This is a genomic window from Algibacter luteus, from assembly GCF_900141715.1.
Lineage (GTDB): Bacteria > Bacteroidota > Bacteroidia > Flavobacteriales > Flavobacteriaceae > Arenitalea > Arenitalea lutea.
The window spans coordinates 98,539-118,311 of sequence record NZ_FQYK01000008.1 but is presented as its reverse complement, the minus strand read 5'-3'; the positions used below and the strand labels follow the sequence as shown (position 1 = coordinate 118,311).

The 19,773-nt window shown below is 32.7% G+C and carries 17 protein-coding genes and 2 rRNA genes; 9 read left to right on the top strand and 10 right to left on the bottom strand.

Annotated elements, in window-relative coordinates; translation table 11 throughout:
* From BUA46_RS13565 to BUA46_RS13550, 4 genes are all read left to right on the top strand, one after another.
* Window positions 1–159 (top strand): 23S ribosomal RNA (locus tag BUA46_RS13565); the annotation flags it as partial.
* A gap of 134 nt (window positions 160–293) precedes the next feature.
* Window positions 294–401 (top strand): 5S ribosomal RNA (rrf, locus tag BUA46_RS13560).
* 248 nt (window positions 402–649) lie between these two features.
* Complete coding sequence (locus tag BUA46_RS13555) at window positions 650–3,085, top strand: helix-turn-helix domain-containing protein (RefSeq protein ID WP_019388382.1); 2,436 nt, start codon at window positions 650–652, stop codon at window positions 3,083–3,085.
* Between the two features lie 117 nt (window positions 3,086–3,202).
* Window positions 3,203–3,703: a hypothetical protein gene (locus BUA46_RS13550; protein WP_019388381.1), complete on the top strand. Its 501-nt coding sequence runs from the start codon at window positions 3,203–3,205 to the stop codon at window positions 3,701–3,703.
* Window position 3,704: 1 nt separating this feature from the next.
* Here BUA46_RS13550 and BUA46_RS15335 read toward each other — a convergent pair whose 3' ends face one another.
* Window positions 3,705–3,935 carry a DUF6095 family protein gene (locus BUA46_RS15335; RefSeq protein WP_019388380.1) on the bottom strand — a complete coding sequence of 77 codons (231 nt, stop codon included), beginning with the start codon at window positions 3,933–3,935 and terminating at the stop codon, window positions 3,705–3,707.
* The gene (gene murQ / locus BUA46_RS13540) at window positions 3,928–4,743 is read right to left on the bottom strand and encodes an N-acetylmuramic acid 6-phosphate etherase (RefSeq protein WP_019388379.1); all 816 of its coding nucleotides are present in this window, start codon (window positions 4,741–4,743) and stop codon (window positions 3,928–3,930) included. The genes BUA46_RS15335 and murQ overlap by 8 nt, the downstream gene beginning before the upstream one ends.
* Before the next feature lie 112 nt (window positions 4,744–4,855).
* Between murQ and BUA46_RS13535 the strand changes: the two genes are divergently transcribed.
* The 4 genes from BUA46_RS13535 to BUA46_RS13520 are packed head-to-tail and all read left to right on the top strand — an operon-like array spanning window position 4,856 to window position 8,899.
* Entirely contained in the window at window positions 4,856–5,569 is a 714-nt protein-coding gene (locus tag BUA46_RS13535) for a DUF547 domain-containing protein (RefSeq protein ID WP_019388378.1), read from the top strand.
* Window positions 5,570–5,571: 2 nt separating this feature from the next.
* Window positions 5,572–6,519: a hypothetical protein gene (locus BUA46_RS13530; RefSeq protein WP_019388377.1), complete on the top strand. Its 948-nt coding sequence runs from the start codon at window positions 5,572–5,574 to the stop codon at window positions 6,517–6,519.
* A gap of 12 nt (window positions 6,520–6,531) precedes the next feature.
* Entirely contained in the window at window positions 6,532–7,794 is a 1,263-nt protein-coding gene (locus BUA46_RS13525) for a BamA/TamA family outer membrane protein (RefSeq protein WP_035106493.1), read from the top strand.
* Between the two features lies 1 nt (window position 7,795).
* Window positions 7,796–8,899 (top strand): serine hydrolase domain-containing protein, encoded by a 1,104-nt coding sequence (locus BUA46_RS13520; RefSeq protein ID WP_143148141.1) that lies wholly within the window; start codon window positions 7,796–7,798, stop codon window positions 8,897–8,899.
* Here BUA46_RS13520 and BUA46_RS13515 read toward each other — a convergent pair.
* From BUA46_RS13515 to pepT, 8 genes are all read right to left on the bottom strand, one after another.
* Window positions 8,889–9,701 (bottom strand): DUF4249 domain-containing protein, encoded by an 813-nt coding sequence (locus tag BUA46_RS13515; RefSeq protein WP_026010114.1) that lies wholly within the window; start codon window positions 9,699–9,701, stop codon window positions 8,889–8,891. The genes BUA46_RS13520 and BUA46_RS13515 overlap by 11 nt on opposite strands.
* Before the next feature lie 4 nt (window positions 9,702–9,705).
* Window positions 9,706–12,081 (bottom strand): TonB-dependent receptor, encoded by a 2,376-nt coding sequence (locus BUA46_RS13510; RefSeq protein WP_019388373.1) that lies wholly within the window; start codon window positions 12,079–12,081, stop codon window positions 9,706–9,708.
* 75 nt (window positions 12,082–12,156) lie between these two features.
* On the bottom strand, window positions 12,157–14,367 hold the full coding sequence (locus BUA46_RS13505; RefSeq protein WP_019388372.1) for an NADP-dependent isocitrate dehydrogenase: 2,211 nt from the start codon (window positions 14,365–14,367) through the stop codon (window positions 12,157–12,159).
* Window positions 14,368–15,224: 857 nt separating this feature from the next.
* Window positions 15,225–15,575: a 50S ribosomal protein L19 gene (gene rplS, locus BUA46_RS13500; RefSeq protein ID WP_019388371.1), complete on the bottom strand. Its 351-nt coding sequence runs from the start codon at window positions 15,573–15,575 to the stop codon at window positions 15,225–15,227.
* Between the two features lie 292 nt (window positions 15,576–15,867).
* Window positions 15,868–16,188 carry a hypothetical protein gene (locus BUA46_RS13495; protein WP_019388370.1) on the bottom strand — a complete coding sequence of 107 codons (321 nt, stop codon included), beginning with the start codon at window positions 16,186–16,188 and terminating at the stop codon, window positions 15,868–15,870.
* Window positions 16,189–16,196: 8 nt separating this feature from the next.
* Complete coding sequence (trmD, locus tag BUA46_RS13490) at window positions 16,197–16,874, bottom strand: tRNA (guanosine(37)-N1)-methyltransferase TrmD (protein WP_019388369.1); 678 nt, start codon at window positions 16,872–16,874, stop codon at window positions 16,197–16,199.
* Between the two features lie 98 nt (window positions 16,875–16,972).
* Complete coding sequence (locus tag BUA46_RS13485; protein WP_019388368.1) at window positions 16,973–17,197, bottom strand: hypothetical protein; 225 nt, start codon at window positions 17,195–17,197, stop codon at window positions 16,973–16,975.
* A gap of 159 nt (window positions 17,198–17,356) precedes the next feature.
* Window positions 17,357–18,601 (bottom strand): peptidase T, encoded by a 1,245-nt coding sequence (gene pepT, locus BUA46_RS13480; RefSeq protein WP_019388367.1) that lies wholly within the window; start codon window positions 18,599–18,601, stop codon window positions 17,357–17,359.
* 139 nt (window positions 18,602–18,740) lie between these two features.
* Between pepT and BUA46_RS13475 the strand changes: the two genes are divergently transcribed.
* Window positions 18,741–19,769 carry a quinone-dependent dihydroorotate dehydrogenase gene (locus tag BUA46_RS13475; protein ID WP_019388366.1) on the top strand — a complete coding sequence of 343 codons (1,029 nt, stop codon included), beginning with the start codon at window positions 18,741–18,743 and terminating at the stop codon, window positions 19,767–19,769.
* The last annotated feature ends 4 nt before the right edge of the window (window positions 19,770–19,773 follow it).

Sequence of the window (19,773 nt, the reverse complement as noted above, 5' to 3'; positions counted from 1 at the left end):
GTTTGGAAGGGATAAGCGCTGAAAGCATATAAGCGCGAAACCCACCACAAGATGAGATTTCTTTAAAGGGTCGTGGGAGATGACCACGTTGATAGGCTATAGGTGTAAAGGCAGTAATGTCATAGCCGAGTAGTACTAATAACCCATAGGCTTATTGTACGCCTGTTTTTTTATAAAGTTCAATAGAATTATTACAATCATGTTCTTATTTTCAATATGTTAAGATATTTGTTCCGGTTTTAATCGGAACGCTGAAGACTAGAAGCGAAAGCCGACAGTCAGCAGCTATAACTTAAGGTGGTTATAGCGATGGGGCTCACCTCTTACCATTCCGAACAGAGAAGTTAAGCCCATTAGCGCCGATGGTACTACATTTGTGGGAGAGTAGGTCGTTGCCTTTTTTGAAAGCCCTTCATGGAAACATGGAGGGTTTTTTTGTGCTCTAAACTCAAGTAAATAAAAACGGTATTAAAGGCAAGCGGGAAGTTAACACAGACTTGCGGGAGCGATAGTAGTGGTTAGCTTTTGGTGAGGCGAGCATCGAGCCAAAACTTGTAACGGATAGCGCGGTTTTTGCTTTTTCTGGAAAAACCCGCCCTAAAAAACCTAGTAAATTATTATCTTCAAATTTTAAATTTTATACTTTTTAATGTCGGAAAATAAGGAACTGGAATTAGCATGGGCGTTTGTGAATAATACAAACCGATCTATCTTTTTAACGGGGAAAGCTGGGACTGGTAAAACTACGTTTTTACATCGATTAAAAATGAATAGTTTAAAACGTATGGTTGTTGTGGCGCCTACAGGAGTTGCCGCTATTAACGCCAAAGGAGTAACGATACATTCGTTTTTTCAGATGCCTTTTGGACCTATTTTACCTGATACGGATTTGAATGCTTCTAAGGGTTTTAATAGAAAATTCAGCAAAACAAAAATTAATATTATCAAATCGATGGACCTATTGGTTATTGACGAAATTAGTATGGTTCGTGCCGATTTGTTGGATGGAATTGACAGAACGTTACGCCGTTTTAGAAATAGGAACAAGGTTTTTGGCGGTGTACAAGTGTTAATGATTGGCGATTTACAACAATTAGCACCAGTAATTAAGGAGCAGGAGTGGGATTTATTGAAACATGTTTATAGCAACGGATTTTTTTTTAGTAGTCTTGCTTTTCAGCAATGTGAAGCGGTAACTATTGAATTGAAACACATTTATAGGCAAGAGAACCCTAAATTTATAGAAATACTTAATGAGATTAGAAATAATAGATTGAGTGTTGCTGCGGCATCTGAATTGAATAGACGATATGTACCTGATTTTACCCCTATACCTGGTGACGGCTATATTTCGCTAACAACGCATAATAATAAAGCCGAAGCCACTAATAGGATAGAACTTGAAAAACTAAAGACTAAAGCAGTTGTTTACAATGCCGAAGTTGACGGCAAGTTTCCTGAGTATGCTTACCCAAATAAAGAAAAACTAGAATTGAAAGTTGGCGCGCAAGTCATGTTTGTTAAAAATGATAGTAGCCCCGATAAGCGTTATTTTAATGGGAAAATAGGTAAAGTAATTCATCTAGATAAAGATGAAGTTGTCGTGCATTGTCCGGAAGATGATTTTAATATTAACGCATCGCCTGAAATTTGGGAGAATATAAATTATTCGGTAGATAATGAAACAAAGGCGATTACCGAAGAAAAAATAGGTAGTTACACTCAAATGCCTTTGCGTTTAGCTTGGAGTATTACCATACATAAAAGTCAGGGTTTAACTTTTGAAAAGGCTATAATTGATGCACAAGGTGCTTTTGCTCATGGGCAAACATATGTTGCTTTAAGTAGGTGTAAATCTTTGGAAGGATTGGTTTTGAAGAGTGAAATTCATCCGCATCATATTATTAGTGATGTTAATGTAACAACATTTAATGAAAATGCAGAACAGAATGCACCAAATGAAACAGTTTTAGAAGATTCTAAGAAATTATTTCAATTGGATTTGATTGCGGATATTTTTAATTTTTATGAATTTTTATATCCTGTGAATCGTATCCTGGATATTTATTATAAAAATAGAACTGTAATTGTAGGGCCTATAGAAGATGTATTTATACCTATAAAAGAGACAATTACTAAATTCTTGAAAGTAGCTAATGGTTTCAATGCACAATTAAAGCAACTTAGTACTGAAAGTGGCTTGCCTGTGAAAAATTCAGTTATTCAAGATCGTTTTAAGAAGGGAATAAGTTATTTTAAGTTAGAAACGCAAGCTAAAATTACGGGTCCTTTAAAGTCTTTTGCCTTTACTACAGATAATCAAGCTGTAGGTACTGAAATCACGAAGCATTTGGACGCATTCGAAGAATTATTGTCTGTTAAGCTATTATATTTTAATGGATTGGATGCTGGTTTTGAAGCATTACGAGCTTTAGAATTACGTGCTAAATCTGTGTTTATTGGAAAAGATAAGCCTAAAAAACCTAGAAAAGCAGTTATTGATGGCACAAGTAACGTTGAGTTATTTGAAAAATTAAGGATTTTAAGGAATGACATAGCCCAAGAACATGATTTGATTCATTATCAGATTTTTACTCAAAAAGCTTTATATGAAATGTGTGAAACTTTGCCAACTGATAAGAACGCTTTATTAAAGATAAATGGCATGGGAAAAACACGAGTAGAGAAATATGGGGCTGATATTTTGAAAGTTATAAAGGCTTATTGTGATGAACATGATATTGAAACCTCGAATGAAGTTGAGATTTTTGAAGACTTAAAACCCAAAAAGAAACGAGGTGATACAAAAAAGGTGTCACTTGAGTTATTTCAATCAGGGAAATCGGTTGTAGAAATAGCAAGTGAGCGAGAACTTAATGAAAACACTATTTTTGGGCACTTGGCTAGTTTTATTCCCTCGGGTGAAATAAAAGTTACTGATTTGATGGCAACCTCAGTTTATAAAGAACTAAAGGTTATAATTCCGAAGAAAAAATTTGAAAATCTTTCTGATTTGAAACATCAATTGGATGATAAATATAGTTATGGTGAAATAAGATTGGTGTTGGAGGATTTAAGTAAATAGGAATGCTAATGGAAAGGGATTTTTATGAATTGGCCGTCTTCAATGTAAGGATTGAAAGGTGTTTAGACAAAGTTAACCACACTATAATATTCAATTAATTTAGCTAAATTAGCGTCAATGAACATTATTATACAATCTACTTTAAAATCATTACATAAATCTCAAATTATTTTGGAGCATTTATCGAATTCTCAATTTTGCGACACGTCTGTTCCACCATATTATTCTAGTATCGGAACTCATATTAGGCATATTTTAGACTTTTACGAGTGTATTTTTAATATGAATTCAAACAACAGGATAGATTTAACCAATAGAAGTCGAAATATAGAGGTAGAATCAGATTGTGGTTGTGCTAAAGATTATTTAAAATCAATTGTTGAAAAGTTGAAATCAGCAACATTTGGTATGAATGAATCTGTTTTAGTGATTGATGATTTGGGATTAGGGAAAACGGAAATTCCTTATACTTATGGATCTTTATTAGCGCAAGCCAACAGTCATACCATACATCATTATGCAATTATAAATTATATATTTGATAGTTTAGGGGTTGTAATAATTGATACCGAGTTTGGTTATAACCCCACTACACCAAAAAAATCCGAATTAAATTAATTCATTTTTTATTGAACATGCTGTTCATTATAAGTTTGATGCCTTTAAACATTAGAAAGACAGCAAAAGCACATATTAGACAACCCACAATTAAAAGTGGATAGTAAAGAGATGCTTCTGGTTTACTAAATGCAAAGCTAAGAAGAATTGGTCCCATGAAAAGACTCATTGCAGCGAATACAAGGGTTTTTATGCCTTTAAAAAGTATTGTTTTGTCTGTTTTGTTATCCATTGTTATAATTTTTAATTGCTAATCGAACATTTTTATACTTATTTAAAAGGGCCTCGGCTTCTTTTTGAGGGATATTAAGTTCGTTCATTATCATTTTTGTACCTCTATCAACTAGTTTGTTATTACTCAATTGCATGTCTACCATTTTGTTTCCTTTTACATGTCCCAATTGAATCATGGTAGATGTTGTAATCATATTTAAGACAAGTTTTTGAGCGGTACCAGCTTTCATTCTTGAGCTACCTGTAACAAATTCAGGGCCAACAATCACTTCAATAGGATATTTTGAAACTTTGGATAATGGACTGTTTTTATTGCATGTGATACAACCTGTAATGATATTGTTTGTATTGCATGCTTCTAATGCAGAAATGACATAAGGTGTGGTTCCTGACGCCGCTATTCCGACTACAACGTCATTCGGATTAATATGATATTCTTTTAAATCTTTCCAGCCTTGAGTTGTAGAATCTTCAGCAAACTCGACTGCTTTTCTTATTGCAGAATCACCTCCAGCAATAAGACCAATAACCAAATCGTGAGAAACACCAAAAGTTGGAGGACATTCGGATGCATCCAAAATCCCTAATCTTCCACTAGTTCCTGCACCAATGTAAAATAATCTACCATCTTGTTTTAACTTTGAAACAATTTGCTGAACCAAAGTTTCAATTTGTGGTAGTGCTTTTTCAACCGCTAAAGGAACCGATTTGTCCTCCTCATTAATACTTTTAAGTAAGTCTGAAACGCTCATCTTTTCTAGATGATTATAATTAGAATCTTGTTCTGTAGTTTTCGTAAAAGACATAATCTTAAAATTTATCTGTGCAAAGGTCTTAAAATAATTCGCAAATAAATAATTTAGAATCGATATATGTAAGAATTCATTTTATTTGTCGACCTATAGCTAAATCCAATTTATGAAATCATTTTTACTTACTTCAATTCTAATAGTTTCATTAAATACATTTTCACAAAATAGTAATGCTTTTTTTAATCAAGCCGACGCGTTTTTTTCAACATATGTTAGTAACGGATTGGTAAATTATAAGGCAATTAAGAAAAACTCAGAAAGCTTAAATACATTGTTAGAGCTTTCAAATTCTGTTGCTATAAGTGATCTAGATTCAGAAACAAAGAAAGCATTTTGGATTAATTTATATAATTTGATTACAATTAAAAGTGTGATTGAAAACTATCCTATTAAATCGCCATTAGCTGTATCTGGTTTTTTTGACAATAAAAAGCATAAAGTTGGTGATGAAAACCTAACATTGAATACTATTGAAAACCAAAAAATTAGAGCTCAATTTGATGATGCTAGAATCCATTTTGTTCTGGTTTGTGCTGGTTTGGGTTGCCCGCCTATTATAAACCGTGCTTATTTTCCTAAAACTTTAGATGCACAATTGGAAGAACAAACTAAAAAAGCCCTAAACGACCCAAATTTTATTCGGTTAAACGAAAAGAGAAAAAGAGTAGCTGTTTCTGAAATATTTAAATGGTATTTAAAAGATTTTTCACCTAAAGAATCTAAACTTATTGATTACATAAATAAATACCGAGAAGAACATATACCTACCCATTATAAGATTGAGTATTACCCATACGATTGGACACTAAATAACATTTAATTATGAATTTTTTAAATATGAGAATAGTTTTTAAAATATCAACAATAGTATTGTTGTTTAACCATAATGTTGCACTAGCACAGATAGATGATAATCAGGCAGAAGAACCAAGAGGTTCTGTTATTCAAACACTTACGCCTTCCAAACTAATTGCGAATGGACAATATGATATTAAATGGTTTAATAATTTATATACACAAACTAAATCGGCTGATAACAGTGGGGATATAAGCAAAAATCTTCCAAGAGAAACATTTTTCACCTCTACTTTAGAGGCATATACTGGAGTTTCTGAAAATAAACGAATAAATATTGGCGTTATTTTTGAATTTAGAAGTAATGTAATTGGTAACAGAGATGCTTTAGATGTATTTAAGTTTGACGGTGATGCTAATACGGCCAGAAGTGGATTAACATCTATTGCACCTTCAATAAAATTTGTTCCATTTAGTAGTGTAAATAATTTTTCTATTCAGAGTTCTTTGGTCATTCCACTTATAGATAATGAGGTTGAAAACAATGTGTATTTTGATCAGAAAGGATTTACATGGCAAAACCGATTTTACTATGATTATACTTTTGAAGGCAATCAGTTTCAATTATTTTCAGAGCTAAACTCAGAATTTAATTTCGGTAAAAAACAGGAGTTTGGAACGAATGGAAATAGTACACAAGGCAGTTTTGCGAATAATAGTTTAAGGTTGACTCCGGGTGTCTTCTTTAGCTATTTCCCCAGTTCAAAATTTACCATCTTAGCTTTAGCGCAACATTCTCAACTCATTGATTTAGGAAATAATTTTGAACAAAATTTTACAGCAGTAGGAGGTGGAACGAAATACCAATTAACCGATACTTTAAATTTAGAAGCATTATATACCAATTTTATAAGAGGCAACGATTCTGGTCTTGGGCAAACATTTAATTTAGGAGCTAGGTTAATACTAAATTAATTATCTTGAGGCATGAGAAAAATTGTACTCATCTTGATAAGCCACTTCATGACTTTGTTGTTGTTTTCTCAAGAAACTTCTATTGCAACGCTTCATATTCGTGGATTAAAGAAAACTAAGCAAAGTTTTATTGAGAATGTAATTTCTTCTCATTCCGGTGGGGTATTGGATTCGTTGCAGTTAGATAAGGATATGACTAGGTTAAAGCGATTACCTTTAGTATCTCATGCAAGTTATCAGGTATTTGCTTCCAATGATACCAGTTATAACGTATTCATAAATATTGAAGAAAATTTCACACTTATTCCAGCAGTAAATGTATGGACCGCAACCAACCAACAATTTGCATATAAAATTGGACTATACGATTATAACTTTTTAGGTCGAGGCATTGCTTTTGGTGGATTTTATCAAAATAATGGATACGATACCTATAGTATTAATCTTAGAGCACCTTATCTATTTAACAACCGTTGGGGGATTGCAATAAACCATCAAAATTGGAGAAGTGAAGAACCACTTTATTTTAACGACGGGAGCTCTAATTATCTTTATAACAATAAGTCTATTGAAGCCCTCGCTTTGTTTGAGTTGAATTTTAATCACAAATTTCAGTTTGGAGTTAATTTATTTACGGAAAAGTATGAATATTTATCGGGGTTAACATCTGATGATATTCCTACTCAATTTGAAATAGATAAAGTTTTATTCAAATTTATTTACGATTTAGATTTCTTAGATTATAACTATCAGTATGTGAGTGGATTTAGAAGTTTATTAAGTGCACAATTTGTTACAACTAGTAATTCATTTCAGGATGAATTTTATATAGCTTGGAATGACTTTTTCTTTTACAAACAAGTTGGAAAAAGAGGTAATTGGGCAAACAGATTACGATTAGGTTTGTCTTCAAATAGTGAAAGTCCGTTCGCTCCTTTTTCAGTTGATAATAATTTGAATCTTAGGGGAGTTGGTAATTTAATAGATAGAGGTACCGGTGTCATTGTTTTAAATACCGAGTATCGCCATACACTTATTCAAAAAGGTTGGTTTGCAATGCAAAGTAATATATTTATTGATGCAGGTACTTGGCGTAACCCAGGTGGCGAGTTAAATGATTTTGCCAAATCGCATAATATCCGAATTTATCCTGGAGTTGGTCTACGTTTTATACATACTAAAATATTTAACGCTGTTTTTAGGATAGATTATGGTATTGGTGTAACTGATAATGCTTCAAAAGGAATAGTATTTGGAATTGGACAATATTTTTAAAATGAGAAGATTACCACTTTCAATTTTAGTTAGTTGCTTAATTATATTTTCATGTTCTAATCAGTTACTCGCACAAAGAGCAACTGAAAAGTTTAATAGGGCAGAGCGTATTATTAGTAGAATGATTCGGAAGCACAAAATTCCTGGATTGGCAATAACGGTTTCTAAAAATCAAGAAGTCGTTTGGTCTGAAGGATTTGGGTATGCTGATTTAAAAAATAAGATTCCCGTTATTCCAAATAACACAGTATTTAGAATTGCTAGTGTTTCTAAGCCTATTGCGGCCATGGCATTGTTAAAAGCTGTCGAAGAAGGATTAGTTATGTTAGATAGTTCTATTTACAACTATGTGCCTTATTTCCCTAAAAAACGATATGATATTTCAATTAGGCAATTAGCTGGACATATGTCTGGAATTAGAAATTATAAGGGTAATGAGTTTAAAAATAATAAACCTTTAAGAATTCGAGATGGAATAAAGTTATTTGAATCGGATTCCCTCTTATTCAAACCAGGTACTGATTTTGCTTATTCGAGCTATAATTGGAATTTAATTTCGTTGGCTATCCAAGAACAGGCTAAAATTCCTTTTGAAGATTTTGTAAAAACACGTGTACTGAATCCTTTTCAGTTGAATAAAACTGTTGCCGATAAGAATAAAGTCATAGATGGGAAAGCCATTTTTTATAGAAAGAAAGGGAAAAGACGCTTCAAGCCAGTGAGTGAAGTTAGTAATTATTTTAAGTTAGCGTCTGGCGGATATTTATCAACTTCAGAGGATATTACCAAATTTGGCAATGTTTTATTAAAAGATTCTCTAATTCAACATGATCAATTAAGGCCATTCATTACAGCACAAAAATTAAATACTGATGAATCTCGTTCTACCTATTATGGTTTGGGTTTTGAAGTTAGTAATGACTCCAACGGAAGGTTCTATTTTGGACACGTTGGAAGCGGTTTAGGCGGGTATGGTATTTTTTATATATACCCTGAGCAAGGTGTCGTAATAACGATATTAATAAACTGTTCAAATCCTGAGATTGATAAAACCTTCAATAAGTTAATAGATTCAGTTTTTGAATCACTTGAATCTAATCAATAAAATAGATAAATTCATCAACTTCTGATGCTCTGAAATATCCAAAAGGGTAGTGCTCTGGATTGGTTTGATTAATACAATTTCCTCTTACTGTTGCAGGTTGAGTTTGAAATGGATCACCAGATTGTTCATCAGTTTGCTGTAATAGAATGTTAAAAAATTCGTAATAGCGTTCTGAAACCCCAGCGTTTCGAATAATTAGCTCATCTCCAGCCTCAAGAGTTTCATCGGAATGAAATGCAAATATGCGATTACCATCATTAAATTCGTCATCATAAACTTCCAGATTTAGGGAGTTACTTGATGTTTTAATAAATTCAAATAAATAATAATTATCTATACCTCCAGGATCTGTATAAAAGACCTTTATTTCAATTTCATCTCCTGCAAAACCACCATCATTCTTTTGTTCTACAAATTCAATAGGAACGACAGGCATTAAGGTTTCGCTAGCAGTATATATTTCGTTGTTGTAATTTATTAAAAGATTGTATACCATGCCAATTTCAGGTACAAACGAATCATTTACATATATACCAGAAGCTCCTTCTTCAATAAAATTATAAGTATTGCTATTTGAATCTGTAATGAGAACGGATGCGCCCGAAGCAGCAGGAATCGATTCATCAAAATATGGTGCTGAAAGCGACAGTTTTATAAATTGTGTTTCGCCTGTTGTTCCCTTAATCCAATTTATAGAAGCATCAATAACCAATCTTGGTTCAGACGTATCAAGGTCAACATCAATAACATCCTCACATGAAATAAAAAATAAACTAAAAAGTACAATTACATATTTTTTCATAATCTTAGAGCTTAAAATTATATGAAATGGACGGAACAATACCAAAAATTGCCAATCGTGTTGCTTCATTTCTGCCGGTATCCGTATTTCTATCAAACGAAATTGAATTCGCATTTCTTCGATTATAAATATTATAAATACTAAACACCCAATTTCCTTGTAACCCACTGTTTTTATTAGGTTTTGGCGTGTAGTTTAAAGATAAATCTAATCGATGGTAGGATGGTAGTCTATCAGAATTTCTTCCACTATAGCTCGGAATAATCACACCATTGTATTGATATTGACCATTAGGAAATGTAGCAGGTTGCCCAGTTTGAAATAGAAAATTGGTGCTTATTTTCCATTTGTTATTCCAATCATAACTTCCAGTAAAAGAAATGTCGTGGGTTTTATCGTGAGGTGTATTGTACCAATTTCCATTATTAATTCCAGTTTCAATAACTGTTCTCCCTGGGGTTTGTTGTTCAGATTTTGACAAGGTATACGCTAACCAACCTTTAAATTGACCTTCGTTTTTTCTAAAAAGCATCTCCAAGCCATATGCTCTCGAGCGACCATTTAAAATAACTTGTTCTATGGCATTATTGGCAATTAAATCTGCACCATCAATATAATCTATTCTGTTTTTTACTTTTTTGTAGAATGATTCTAGCTCTAAAGAAAATCTGTTATTATTAAAATTTTGAAAATAGCCAATTGCGTATTGATCTAGTAATTGTGGCTTGACATACTTCCCACTTGGTGTCCAGATATCCAGAGGAGTAGGTGAGTTGGTATTTGAAAGTAAGTGTAAATATTGACTCATTCTATTATAACTAGCTTTAATAGAACTATTTGAAGATAATTGGTATGCTACGGATGCTCTAGGTTCTATATTATGAAAACTCTCAATGACATCACTTCGTTTATAAGTTTCGGTATCTATAGGATCTGCTTTCTCATAAATTTGGAAGTCTTCATTAAAAACGACTGCTTGATTATCTTGATATACATTTAACTCATCTTGTCCCAGCCTATAAAAGCTACTTAAACGAAATCCATAGGATAATGCTAAATTATTTGAAATTTTGTGCTCAGCATCAACATATAAAGCATTTTCAAAGGCGTATTTATCTATGAGTTTAAATGGATTTATTCCAGAAGATGCTTTAGTAGGTTTAATTTCACCTGGATTAAATTTGTAATAAATACTATTAATACCGTATTGCAGTTTTATTTTATCAGTGATATAATGTTTGAAGTCGTATTTTAAGTTAAAATTTCGAATGCCAGAAACCCAATCAAATTCAACAAAACCTAATTCTAAATTATAATAGTAATCTGAATAAATCAATGATAGATTTGAAAATAGTTTATCTGAAAACAAATGATTCCATCTAAAATTAAAAACAGAATTACCGTATATATTTTCAAAAGAATCCTCAATTCTAAACACATCTCTACCAAAGTAACCAGAAAGATAAATGTTGTTTTTAGCGTTTAGTTTATAACTTATTTTCGTGTTTAAATCGTAGAAATATGCAATATTATTAATATCGAATAAAGGCAAAAACAAATGTGCATAGCTCGATCGACCGCCTAATAAAAAGGAACCTTGATTTTTCTTGAGTGGTCCTTCAATTAACAATCTGCTAGAAACAATCCCAACACCGCCATTGGCATGAAACTCTTTACTGTTGCCTTCCTTTTGATAAATATCTAATACTGATGCTACTCGACCTCCATAACGGGCAGGAATACCTCCTTTGTATAATCTTAAATCTTTTATCGCATCAGGATTAAAAACGGAGAAGAAGCCAAATAAATGTGAAGAATTATAAATGGTGGCTTCATCTAAAAGAATTAAATTCTGGTCAGCAGATCCACCTCGAACATTAAATCCTGACGAGCCTTCACCAGCATTTGTAACCCCAGGTAATAACGTAATGGCTTTAATAATATCAGACTCGCCTAATACAACAGGGATTTCTTTAATTGTACCCGAAGTGAGTTTGTTAACACTCATTTGAGGTGTTCTTATATTTAGTTTTTCAACATTTTCGGTAATAATGACTTCATCTAAACTTTCCAAGGCATCGGTTAAACTAAAGTTCTTTATAATATCATCTTTAAGATTTATGGTTTCTGTGATTGTAGTAAAACCAAGATAACTTATTACCATATTATAAGTGCCTTCTGGCAATGTAATGGAATAGAAACCATATTCATTGGTTGTTGTTCCTGCAGAAATTTCTGGAAAAATAATATTGACACCTATTAAGGTTTCATTACTTTTTTCTTCAGAGACAGATCCGCTAATCGTAAATTTTTGTTGTGAGTGAAGTAAATTAAAAGTAAAACAATACACACAAAGAAACCAAAAAAGGCTATACTTCATTTAACAATTTTTTTATAAAAATATAAAAAAAGCCCCTAAAAAGGGGCTTTTTGAAATTATAAAATTTTTTAATTCTTAATTTAGAATTGCATTAAAGGTGTTACTTGGTCGCATTACTTGATTAATTAATGTTTCGTTTGGTTCATAATAACCGCCAATATCTGTTGGGTTTCCTTGCACACTATTTAATTCGTTTACGATTTTTTCTTCATTTTCAGCTAATGCTTTAGCTATTGGAGTAAATTCCGCCTTTAAAGCTTCATCTTCATTTTGATTAGCTAATTCTTGCGCCCAATATAACGCTAGATAGAAGTGACTTCCTCTGTTATCTAATTCCCCACATTTTCTTGAAGGTCCTTTTCTGTTCTCTAATAATTTTTCGGTAGCGTCATCTAAAGTTTCGCCTAATATTTTGGCTTTAGCATTGTTATTCACTTCGCTAAAATGCTCTAAAGAAACTGCTATGGCTAAAAATTCACCTAGTGAATCCCATCTTAGGTGATTTTCTTCAAGTAATTGTTGCACATGTTTAGGAGCAGAACCACCTGCACCAGTTTCAAATAACCCACCACCATTCATTAAAGGAACAATAGATAGCATTTTTGCACTTGTACCAACTTCTAAAATTGGGAATAAATCGGTTAAATAATCACGTAAAACGTTTCCTGAAACAGAAATAGTATCTAATCCTTTAACTAGTCGCTCGCAAGTAAATTTTGTAGCTTCAATTGGCGATAATATTCTCAAATCTAATCCAGTGGTGTCATGATCTTTAAGATACGCATTTACTTTTTTGATTAATTCAGCATCATGAGCTCTATTTTTGTCTAACCAAAAAACAGCTGGCGTTTCAGAAGCTCTGGCACGCGTCACAGCTAGTTTTACCCAGTCTTGAATAGGTGCATCTTTAGTTTGGCACATTCTCCAGATATCACCTTCTTCAACATGGTGCTCAATTAACGTGTTGCCATTTGAATCTATTACTTTTACCGATCCATTTGAAGGAATTTCGAAAGTTTTATCATGAGAACCGTATTCTTCTGCTTTTTGAGCCATGAGTCCAACATTTGGAACAGTTCCCATAGTTGTTGGGTCGAAGGCACCGTTTTCTTTACAGAAATCAATAGTGGCTGCATATATACCAGCATAACTACTGTCTGGAATAACTGCTTTAGTATCTTGAAGTTGACCTTTTGCATTCCACATTTGTCCAGAAGTACGAATCATGGCAGGCATCGATGCATCAATAATCACATCACTAGGCACATGCAAGTTAGTAATTCCTTTATCTGAATTTACCATGGCGACGCTAGGACCTTTTTTGTAAGTTGCTTCAATATCTGCTTCAATTTCTTTACGTTTGGCATCTGGTAATTCTTGGATTCGTTCTAATAAATTTCCTAATCCAGAATTAACATTAACACCTATTTTTTCAATTGTTTCTCCATGTTTAGCAAATACATCCTTGAAAAATATTTTTACAGCATGACCAAAAATAATAGGGTCGCTCACTTTCATCATGGTACCTTTCATATGAAGAGAGAATAAAATTCCTTGCGCTCTTGCATCGTCAACTTGCTGATCTAAAAATGCCAATAAGGCTTTCTTACTCATTACAGTACCATCAATAATTTCTCCTTTTAGAATCGAAAAAGCATCTTTTAAAGTAGTAGCATTGCCGTTTGTATCTGTATGTATAATTTTTACACTCGTAGCTTCTGAAAGAGTTACTGACTTTTCATTATGTGCAAAATCACCTGAGCTCATTGTTGCAACATGTGTTTTAGAATCTTTAGACCATTCACCCATTGAGTGTGGATTTTTCTTGGCATAATTCTTTACAGCTTTTGGAGCTCGTCTATCTGAATTACCTTCACGTAGCACAGGGTTAACAGCACTACCTTTTATTTTGTCATAACGACTTTTAACATCTTTTTCAGCATCAGTATTGGCTTCATTAGGATAATCAGGAATGTTAAAACTTTTAGTTTGTAATTCTTTTATAGCATCCTTTAACTGTGGTATAGAAGCGCTAATATTTGGTAATTTAATAATATTAGCTTCTGGTTTTTTTGCTAATTCGCCTAGAACAGCTAAATCATCGGATACTTTTTGGTCGTCCGATAGAAATTCTGGAAAAACAGCTAGAATCCGCGCAGCCAACGAAATGTCTTTTGTTTCGATATTAATTCCTGAAGATTTAACAAAAGCTTGTACAATTGGTAAAAGTGATCGAGTTGCTAAAGCAGGAGCTTCATCGGTTTTTGTGTAAATGATTTTAGACATTCCTATAGTTGTTTTTTTAGAGTTATTTTGTGGCTAAAGAAGTGATTAAGAAACACCCTTAGTTTTTAGCGTTGCGAATATACAAAAAAATGCAATTTAAAATAGGTTAATCGATTAACTAATATATTATGCCAAATAGATTTTAGATATTCACAATTTAGCTTGCATGTGATAAGAAATTATTAAAAAAGAAGAAGGAAAGTTAATAAAAAACAAAAGCCATATCATTGCAGAATTTAATCTACTTTTGACATGGCTTTCTTGAAATAACTTAGCGTGACCTAATGAGCATTTCTACTCATGATTGTTTAAAATTTTCATCTAAACCGTTTCAGTTCAAGTTAATGTTATTTCAACGAAACATTTTTGCAATTTTCAAAATGTATTGACCTATTACAACTATGTTTCTGTAATTGTTTTCTTGATGCTATTATCTCTTCCTTCGCTTTCGCGTTAAATTTGCCTCTAGCATTGCTCTCATTACAACATCTGCTTTCACTTTTGTTGCTTTTTAAGCTTTCGGTTATACTAGTTATCGCCTACTTACATATGCGATACTTTTTATAACGTCATGGTTTCTTGTTTCAACGCATACACGCTATCCCTCAAAACCTCAAAAACAATTTTATAAAGAACGTTACCTTATTTAGAAAGTTATGCAAATTCGGTGTTGAATCGAAACCAGCCTAAGCTGTCATTTTTCCTTCTGTAAATATAGCACCAAACCACAAAATAACCAAGCTTTTTAACTAATTAGATATCAACCAGTTATAAACCGTTGTTATTAACAATTGTTCATAAAAAAAGCCTTGAGAAATCTCAAGGCTTTTAATACTGCATTCGCAGTTGTATTATTATTAACGTCTACGCTCAGTAATTCTGGCTTTTTTACCAGTAAGACCTCTAAAGTAGAAGATACGAGCTCTACGTACTTTACCACGCTTGTTAATTTCTATTTTTTGTAATGCAGGTAAATTAACCGGGAAGATACGCTCTACACCTATAGATCCTGACATTTTTCTAATTGTAAAAGTTTCTGACGCTCCAGAACCTCTTCTTTGTAATACTACACCTCTAAAAAACTGAGTACGCGTTTTGCTACCCTCTTTAATTTCGTAGTAAACTGTAATTGTATCACCAGCAGCAAATTCTGGTAAATCTTTTCTTGTTACAAATTCGTCTTGTACAAATTTTACTAAAGATTCCATATCTTTAAATTTATTATAATTAATTCAGAACAACATTCACGATTCTCGCCAGAGGTTAACCCGAAATTGGCTGCAAAAATAACTATTAATTCATAATCTGCAATCTTTTTATTTGTTTTTTTGGTGTTTCTTTTTGATTTAAAAATTCAGGAAGGCTTTATATCTAGTAATAGCAAAAAGTCAGGCTTTCACTACTCGCTTCCTCCTGCGTCGGCGAGCTCAAACATACCGTTCAATCCTTAACACATATTTCAAGCCTCTTTTCAGATGTGAATTTAATTTTTAATGTAGCTTATTTTTTCTTGAAGTTGTTTAGAACTAAAAGCAAAAAGCCAATACCAAATAGAAAAAAAGAAAAAACACTGAAAAAATTAAGATATACTTGAGCATTGAGTAAGGCTTCGGCTCCATCTTTTGCAGCAATAGCATTGTAGATAAATCCGCCAATAAATCCTAAACTGGTTAGTAAACTACCAATAAATAACAGTAGGGTAGCCATCGATCTTTTTTTTATAATTAAAACTATAGTAGCAACAAGTACTATTAAATGTATTACACCATTCATTAAACTAGCTAAAGCGTATTGAAGCTGTATATTGTCTATGTTATCCATATCACCTTTTAATTATCTAACAAATCAGGGCGTCGTTCTTTTGTTCTTAAATATGCTTGCTCTTCTCGCCATTTTTCAATTTCTGGTAGGTTACCACTAAACAATAATTCTGGTACTTTCCAACCTTTGTATTCTCTAGGCTTTGTATAAATTGGTGGCGCTAATAATCCATCTTGAAACGAATCGGTTAGGGCAGAAGTCTCATTACCTAAAACTCCAGGTATTAACCTTATTACAGCATCGCAAAGCACAGCAGCTCCTAACTCACCACCAGATAATACATAATCACCTATCGATATTTCTCGAGTTATAAAATGGTCGCGCACACGTTGGTCTACACCTTTATAATGACCGCACAAAATAATAATATTTTCTTTTAACGATAGCTGGTTGGCAATACCTTGTTTTAAGGTTTTACCATCGGGTGTCATGTATATGATTTCATCATAATCACGTTCAGCTTGTAATGCAGAAATACATTTGTCAATTGGTTCAACCATCATGACCATTCCTGCTCCTCCACCAAATTGCGTATCGTCAATCGATTTATAATTGTCGGTTGTGTAATCTCTTAAATTATGAAAATGAACTTCAACCAAACCGGCTTCAATAGCACGTTTTAATATTGAAGCTTCAAAAGGACTTTTAAGTAATTCTGGTAAAACAGTAATGATATCTATTCGCATAGTGATTTTTATTCTGACGCAAAGATAATTTAATTGTTTTGGATGTGGTAAGAGAAATTATTTTTGAATAAATAGACAAATTATTCTGGTTATTCGCTTCATTCTAGAATTTCGTAGTCAATGTTTAGCTTTCGCAATGCTCTTAAAGCAGAGCCTGAGTTTTTATCTTCCACTTGAATATCAACAGCGTCACCTTCTAAAAGTATATCAGTTAGTTCTTTCGATAATGATTCGCTACTATTTAATGAAATCTCTGTAATACAATTGGCAATCGCTCTTCTATCTGGCCTTTGAGCATTACACGACAATAAGTTTAATTTCATAATAATTTCATTTATTATTGGAAGATACTCAATTATATTTGGGTATAAGTATACTCAATTGCTATAGAGGCTAAGCGTTTTTATCAATCACCATATAATTCGTTCAAAAGCTTTATAACTAATATTGAAAACTAGTATTTTGAAATTTTGCTTTATCAACTAGTCTTTATTTTTCAAAGCCGTCAACTCCGCAATTTTACAAATCACTTCAGTAGCTTTTATCATACTTTCAACAGGTACATATTCATAGCGTCCATGAAAATTATGACCACCAGCAAATATATTTGGGCAGGGTAACCCTTTATAACTTAACTGCGAACCATCTGTTCCACCGCGAATAGCCTTTATTAGAGGTTCAATATCAAGCTGTTTCATCGCTTCCTCGGCAATATCAACTATATGCATAACGGGTTCGATCTTTTCGCGCATGTTATAATATTGGTCTTTGATTTCAGTCGTTATTACTTCGCGTCCGTATTGTGAATTTAATTCTCGAGTAAGTTTTATCATCACTTCTTTGCGTGCTTCAAAATGTAATTTATCATGATCTCTAATAATATATTGAAGCGTTGTTTCTTCCACATCACCACTTATATGATGTAAATGAAAAAAACCTTGATATTCTTCAGTATGTTCTGGCGTTTCTAATCTTGGTAAAGAGTTTATAAACTCGGTAGCTATATACATAGAGTTTATCATTTTATCTTTTGCATAACCAGGATGCACAATTTTACCTTTTACTTTCACAACGGCTCCGGCAGCGTTAAAATTTTCATATTCTAATTCACCAATTTGGCTTCCGTCCATAGTATATGCCCAATCTGCTCCAAATTTCTCAACATCAAATTTGTGTGCACCTCTACCAATTTCTTCATCGGGAGTAAAACCTACTCTTATTTTACCGTGTTTAATATCTGGATGTTGTATTAAATACTCCATGGCTGAAACTATTTCACAAATCCCTGCTTTATCATCGGCTCCTAAAAGTGTGGTACCGTCTGTCGTAATTAATGTTTGACCTTTATAGAGTAATAAATCTTCAAAATAATCTGGGGATAGTACAATGTTTTTGGCTTCATTTAAAACAATATCCTCGCCATTATAATTTTCAATAATTTGAGGTTTTACGTTGGCTCCGGTAAAATCAGGAGATGTATCAAAATGAGAAATAAACCCAATGGTAGGCACTTCATAATCAATATTACTAGGCAAAGTAGCCATGATATAAGCATTCTCATCAATATTTACATCTTGCATGCCAATAGATTTAAGCTCTTCTGCTAGTTTATTGGCCAAATCCCATTGTTTTTTGGTGCTTGGAGTTGTTTCAGAATTTGGGTCTGACTCTGTATCAATAGTCACGTAACTAACAAATCGATTTATAATGTGTTCTTTTGATATCATGAAATAAATATTAGTTTTTATACAAGAAACTGAAGGCTTTAATCAGGCTCTAATTTACAATTATTAAGTTTGAATAAGTAAGTGTCGAACGATTTTTTATTTACAGGATTTCAACTTATTTTTGCAGTAAATAAGACTGATGTATAAGTTACTACTTCGCCCAATATTTTTTTCATTCGATCCTGAAAAAATTCATCATTTCACGTTTTCGTTAATAAAATTTACTTCTAAAATTCCTGGTTTCAAGAGTATTTATAGAAGTTTATATGTTGTTGACGACTCGAGATTAGAGCGAAAATTATTTGGACTCACTTTTAAAAACCCAGTTGGTTTAGCCGCGGGTTTTGATAAAAATGCAGTTTTGTATAACGAATTGGCAAATTTCGGATTTGGTTTTATTGAAATAGGAACTGTAACCCCTAAAGGTCAAGCGGGTAACCCTAAAAAAAGATTGTTCAGATTAAAAGACGATAAAGGCATTATTAATCGTATGGGTTTTAATAATGAAGGGTTGGAATCTGCAATCGAGCAATTAAAGAAGAATAAAGGTAAATTAATAATTGGTGGTAATATTGGAAAAAACACCAACACAAAACCCGCTGATTATACGGCTGATTATTTAACTTGTTTCAATGCATTGCACCCATATGTTGATTATTTTGTGTTAAATGTAAGTTGTCCAAATGTAGGCAGTCACGCCAAATTAAATGATAAGGATTATTTAGAAGAATTGATTGGCGCAGTCCAAAAAGCGAACAATACTTTTGAAAAGCAAAAGCCTATTCTTTTAAAAATTGCACCAGATTTAAATACTACCCAATTAGATGAAATTATCGAGCTAGTAAAAACCACTAATTTAGACGGTGTGATTGCAAGTAATACGTCCACAGACAGAAGTGGATTGAAGGCAAGTGAAGCACAACTCGAAGCTATTGGTAATGGAGGATTAAGTGGTCAACCTATAAAGGATAAAAGTACTAAGGTTATAAAATACCTTTCAGAAAAAAGTAATAAAGCATTCCCTATAATTGGTGTTGGAGGTATTCATTCTTCAAAAGATGCCATAGAAAAATTAGATGCTGGAGCAGACTTAATTCAAATTTATACAGGGTTTATTTATGAAGGTCCAAGCTTAATTAAAGCTATTAATAAAGCAATTCTTAAGTAATAAG

Coding starts and splice junctions, on each gene's coding strand:
- BUA46_RS13555 (WP_019388382.1), top strand. CDS start 650: ATGTCGGAAAATAAGGAACTGGAATTAGCATGGGCGTTTGTGAATAAT.
- BUA46_RS13550 (WP_019388381.1), top strand. CDS start 3,203: ATGAACATTATTATACAATCTACTTTAAAATCATTACATAAATCTCAA.
- BUA46_RS15335 (WP_019388380.1), bottom strand. CDS start 3,935: ATGGATAACAAAACAGACAAAACAATACTTTTTAAAGGCATAAAAACC.
- murQ (WP_019388379.1), bottom strand. CDS start 4,743: ATGTCTTTTACGAAAACTACAGAACAAGATTCTAATTATAATCATCTA.
- BUA46_RS13535 (WP_019388378.1), top strand. CDS start 4,856: ATGAAATCATTTTTACTTACTTCAATTCTAATAGTTTCATTAAATACA.
- BUA46_RS13530 (WP_019388377.1), top strand. CDS start 5,572: ATGAATTTTTTAAATATGAGAATAGTTTTTAAAATATCAACAATAGTA.
- BUA46_RS13525 (WP_035106493.1), top strand. CDS start 6,532: ATGAGAAAAATTGTACTCATCTTGATAAGCCACTTCATGACTTTGTTG.
- BUA46_RS13520 (WP_143148141.1), top strand. CDS start 7,796: ATGAGAAGATTACCACTTTCAATTTTAGTTAGTTGCTTAATTATATTT.
- BUA46_RS13515 (WP_026010114.1), bottom strand. CDS start 9,701: ATGAAAAAATATGTAATTGTACTTTTTAGTTTATTTTTTATTTCATGT.
- BUA46_RS13510 (WP_019388373.1), bottom strand. CDS start 12,081: ATGAAGTATAGCCTTTTTTGGTTTCTTTGTGTGTATTGTTTTACTTTT.
- BUA46_RS13505 (WP_019388372.1), bottom strand. CDS start 14,367: ATGTCTAAAATCATTTACACAAAAACCGATGAAGCTCCTGCTTTAGCA.
- rplS (WP_019388371.1), bottom strand. CDS start 15,575: ATGGAATCTTTAGTAAAATTTGTACAAGACGAATTTGTAACAAGAAAA.
- BUA46_RS13495 (WP_019388370.1), bottom strand. CDS start 16,188: ATGGATAACATAGACAATATACAGCTTCAATACGCTTTAGCTAGTTTA.
- trmD (WP_019388369.1), bottom strand. CDS start 16,874: ATGCGAATAGATATCATTACTGTTTTACCAGAATTACTTAAAAGTCCT.
- BUA46_RS13485 (WP_019388368.1), bottom strand. CDS start 17,197: ATGAAATTAAACTTATTGTCGTGTAATGCTCAAAGGCCAGATAGAAGA.
- pepT (WP_019388367.1), bottom strand. CDS start 18,601: ATGATATCAAAAGAACACATTATAAATCGATTTGTTAGTTACGTGACT.
- BUA46_RS13475 (WP_019388366.1), top strand. CDS start 18,741: ATGTATAAGTTACTACTTCGCCCAATATTTTTTTCATTCGATCCTGAA.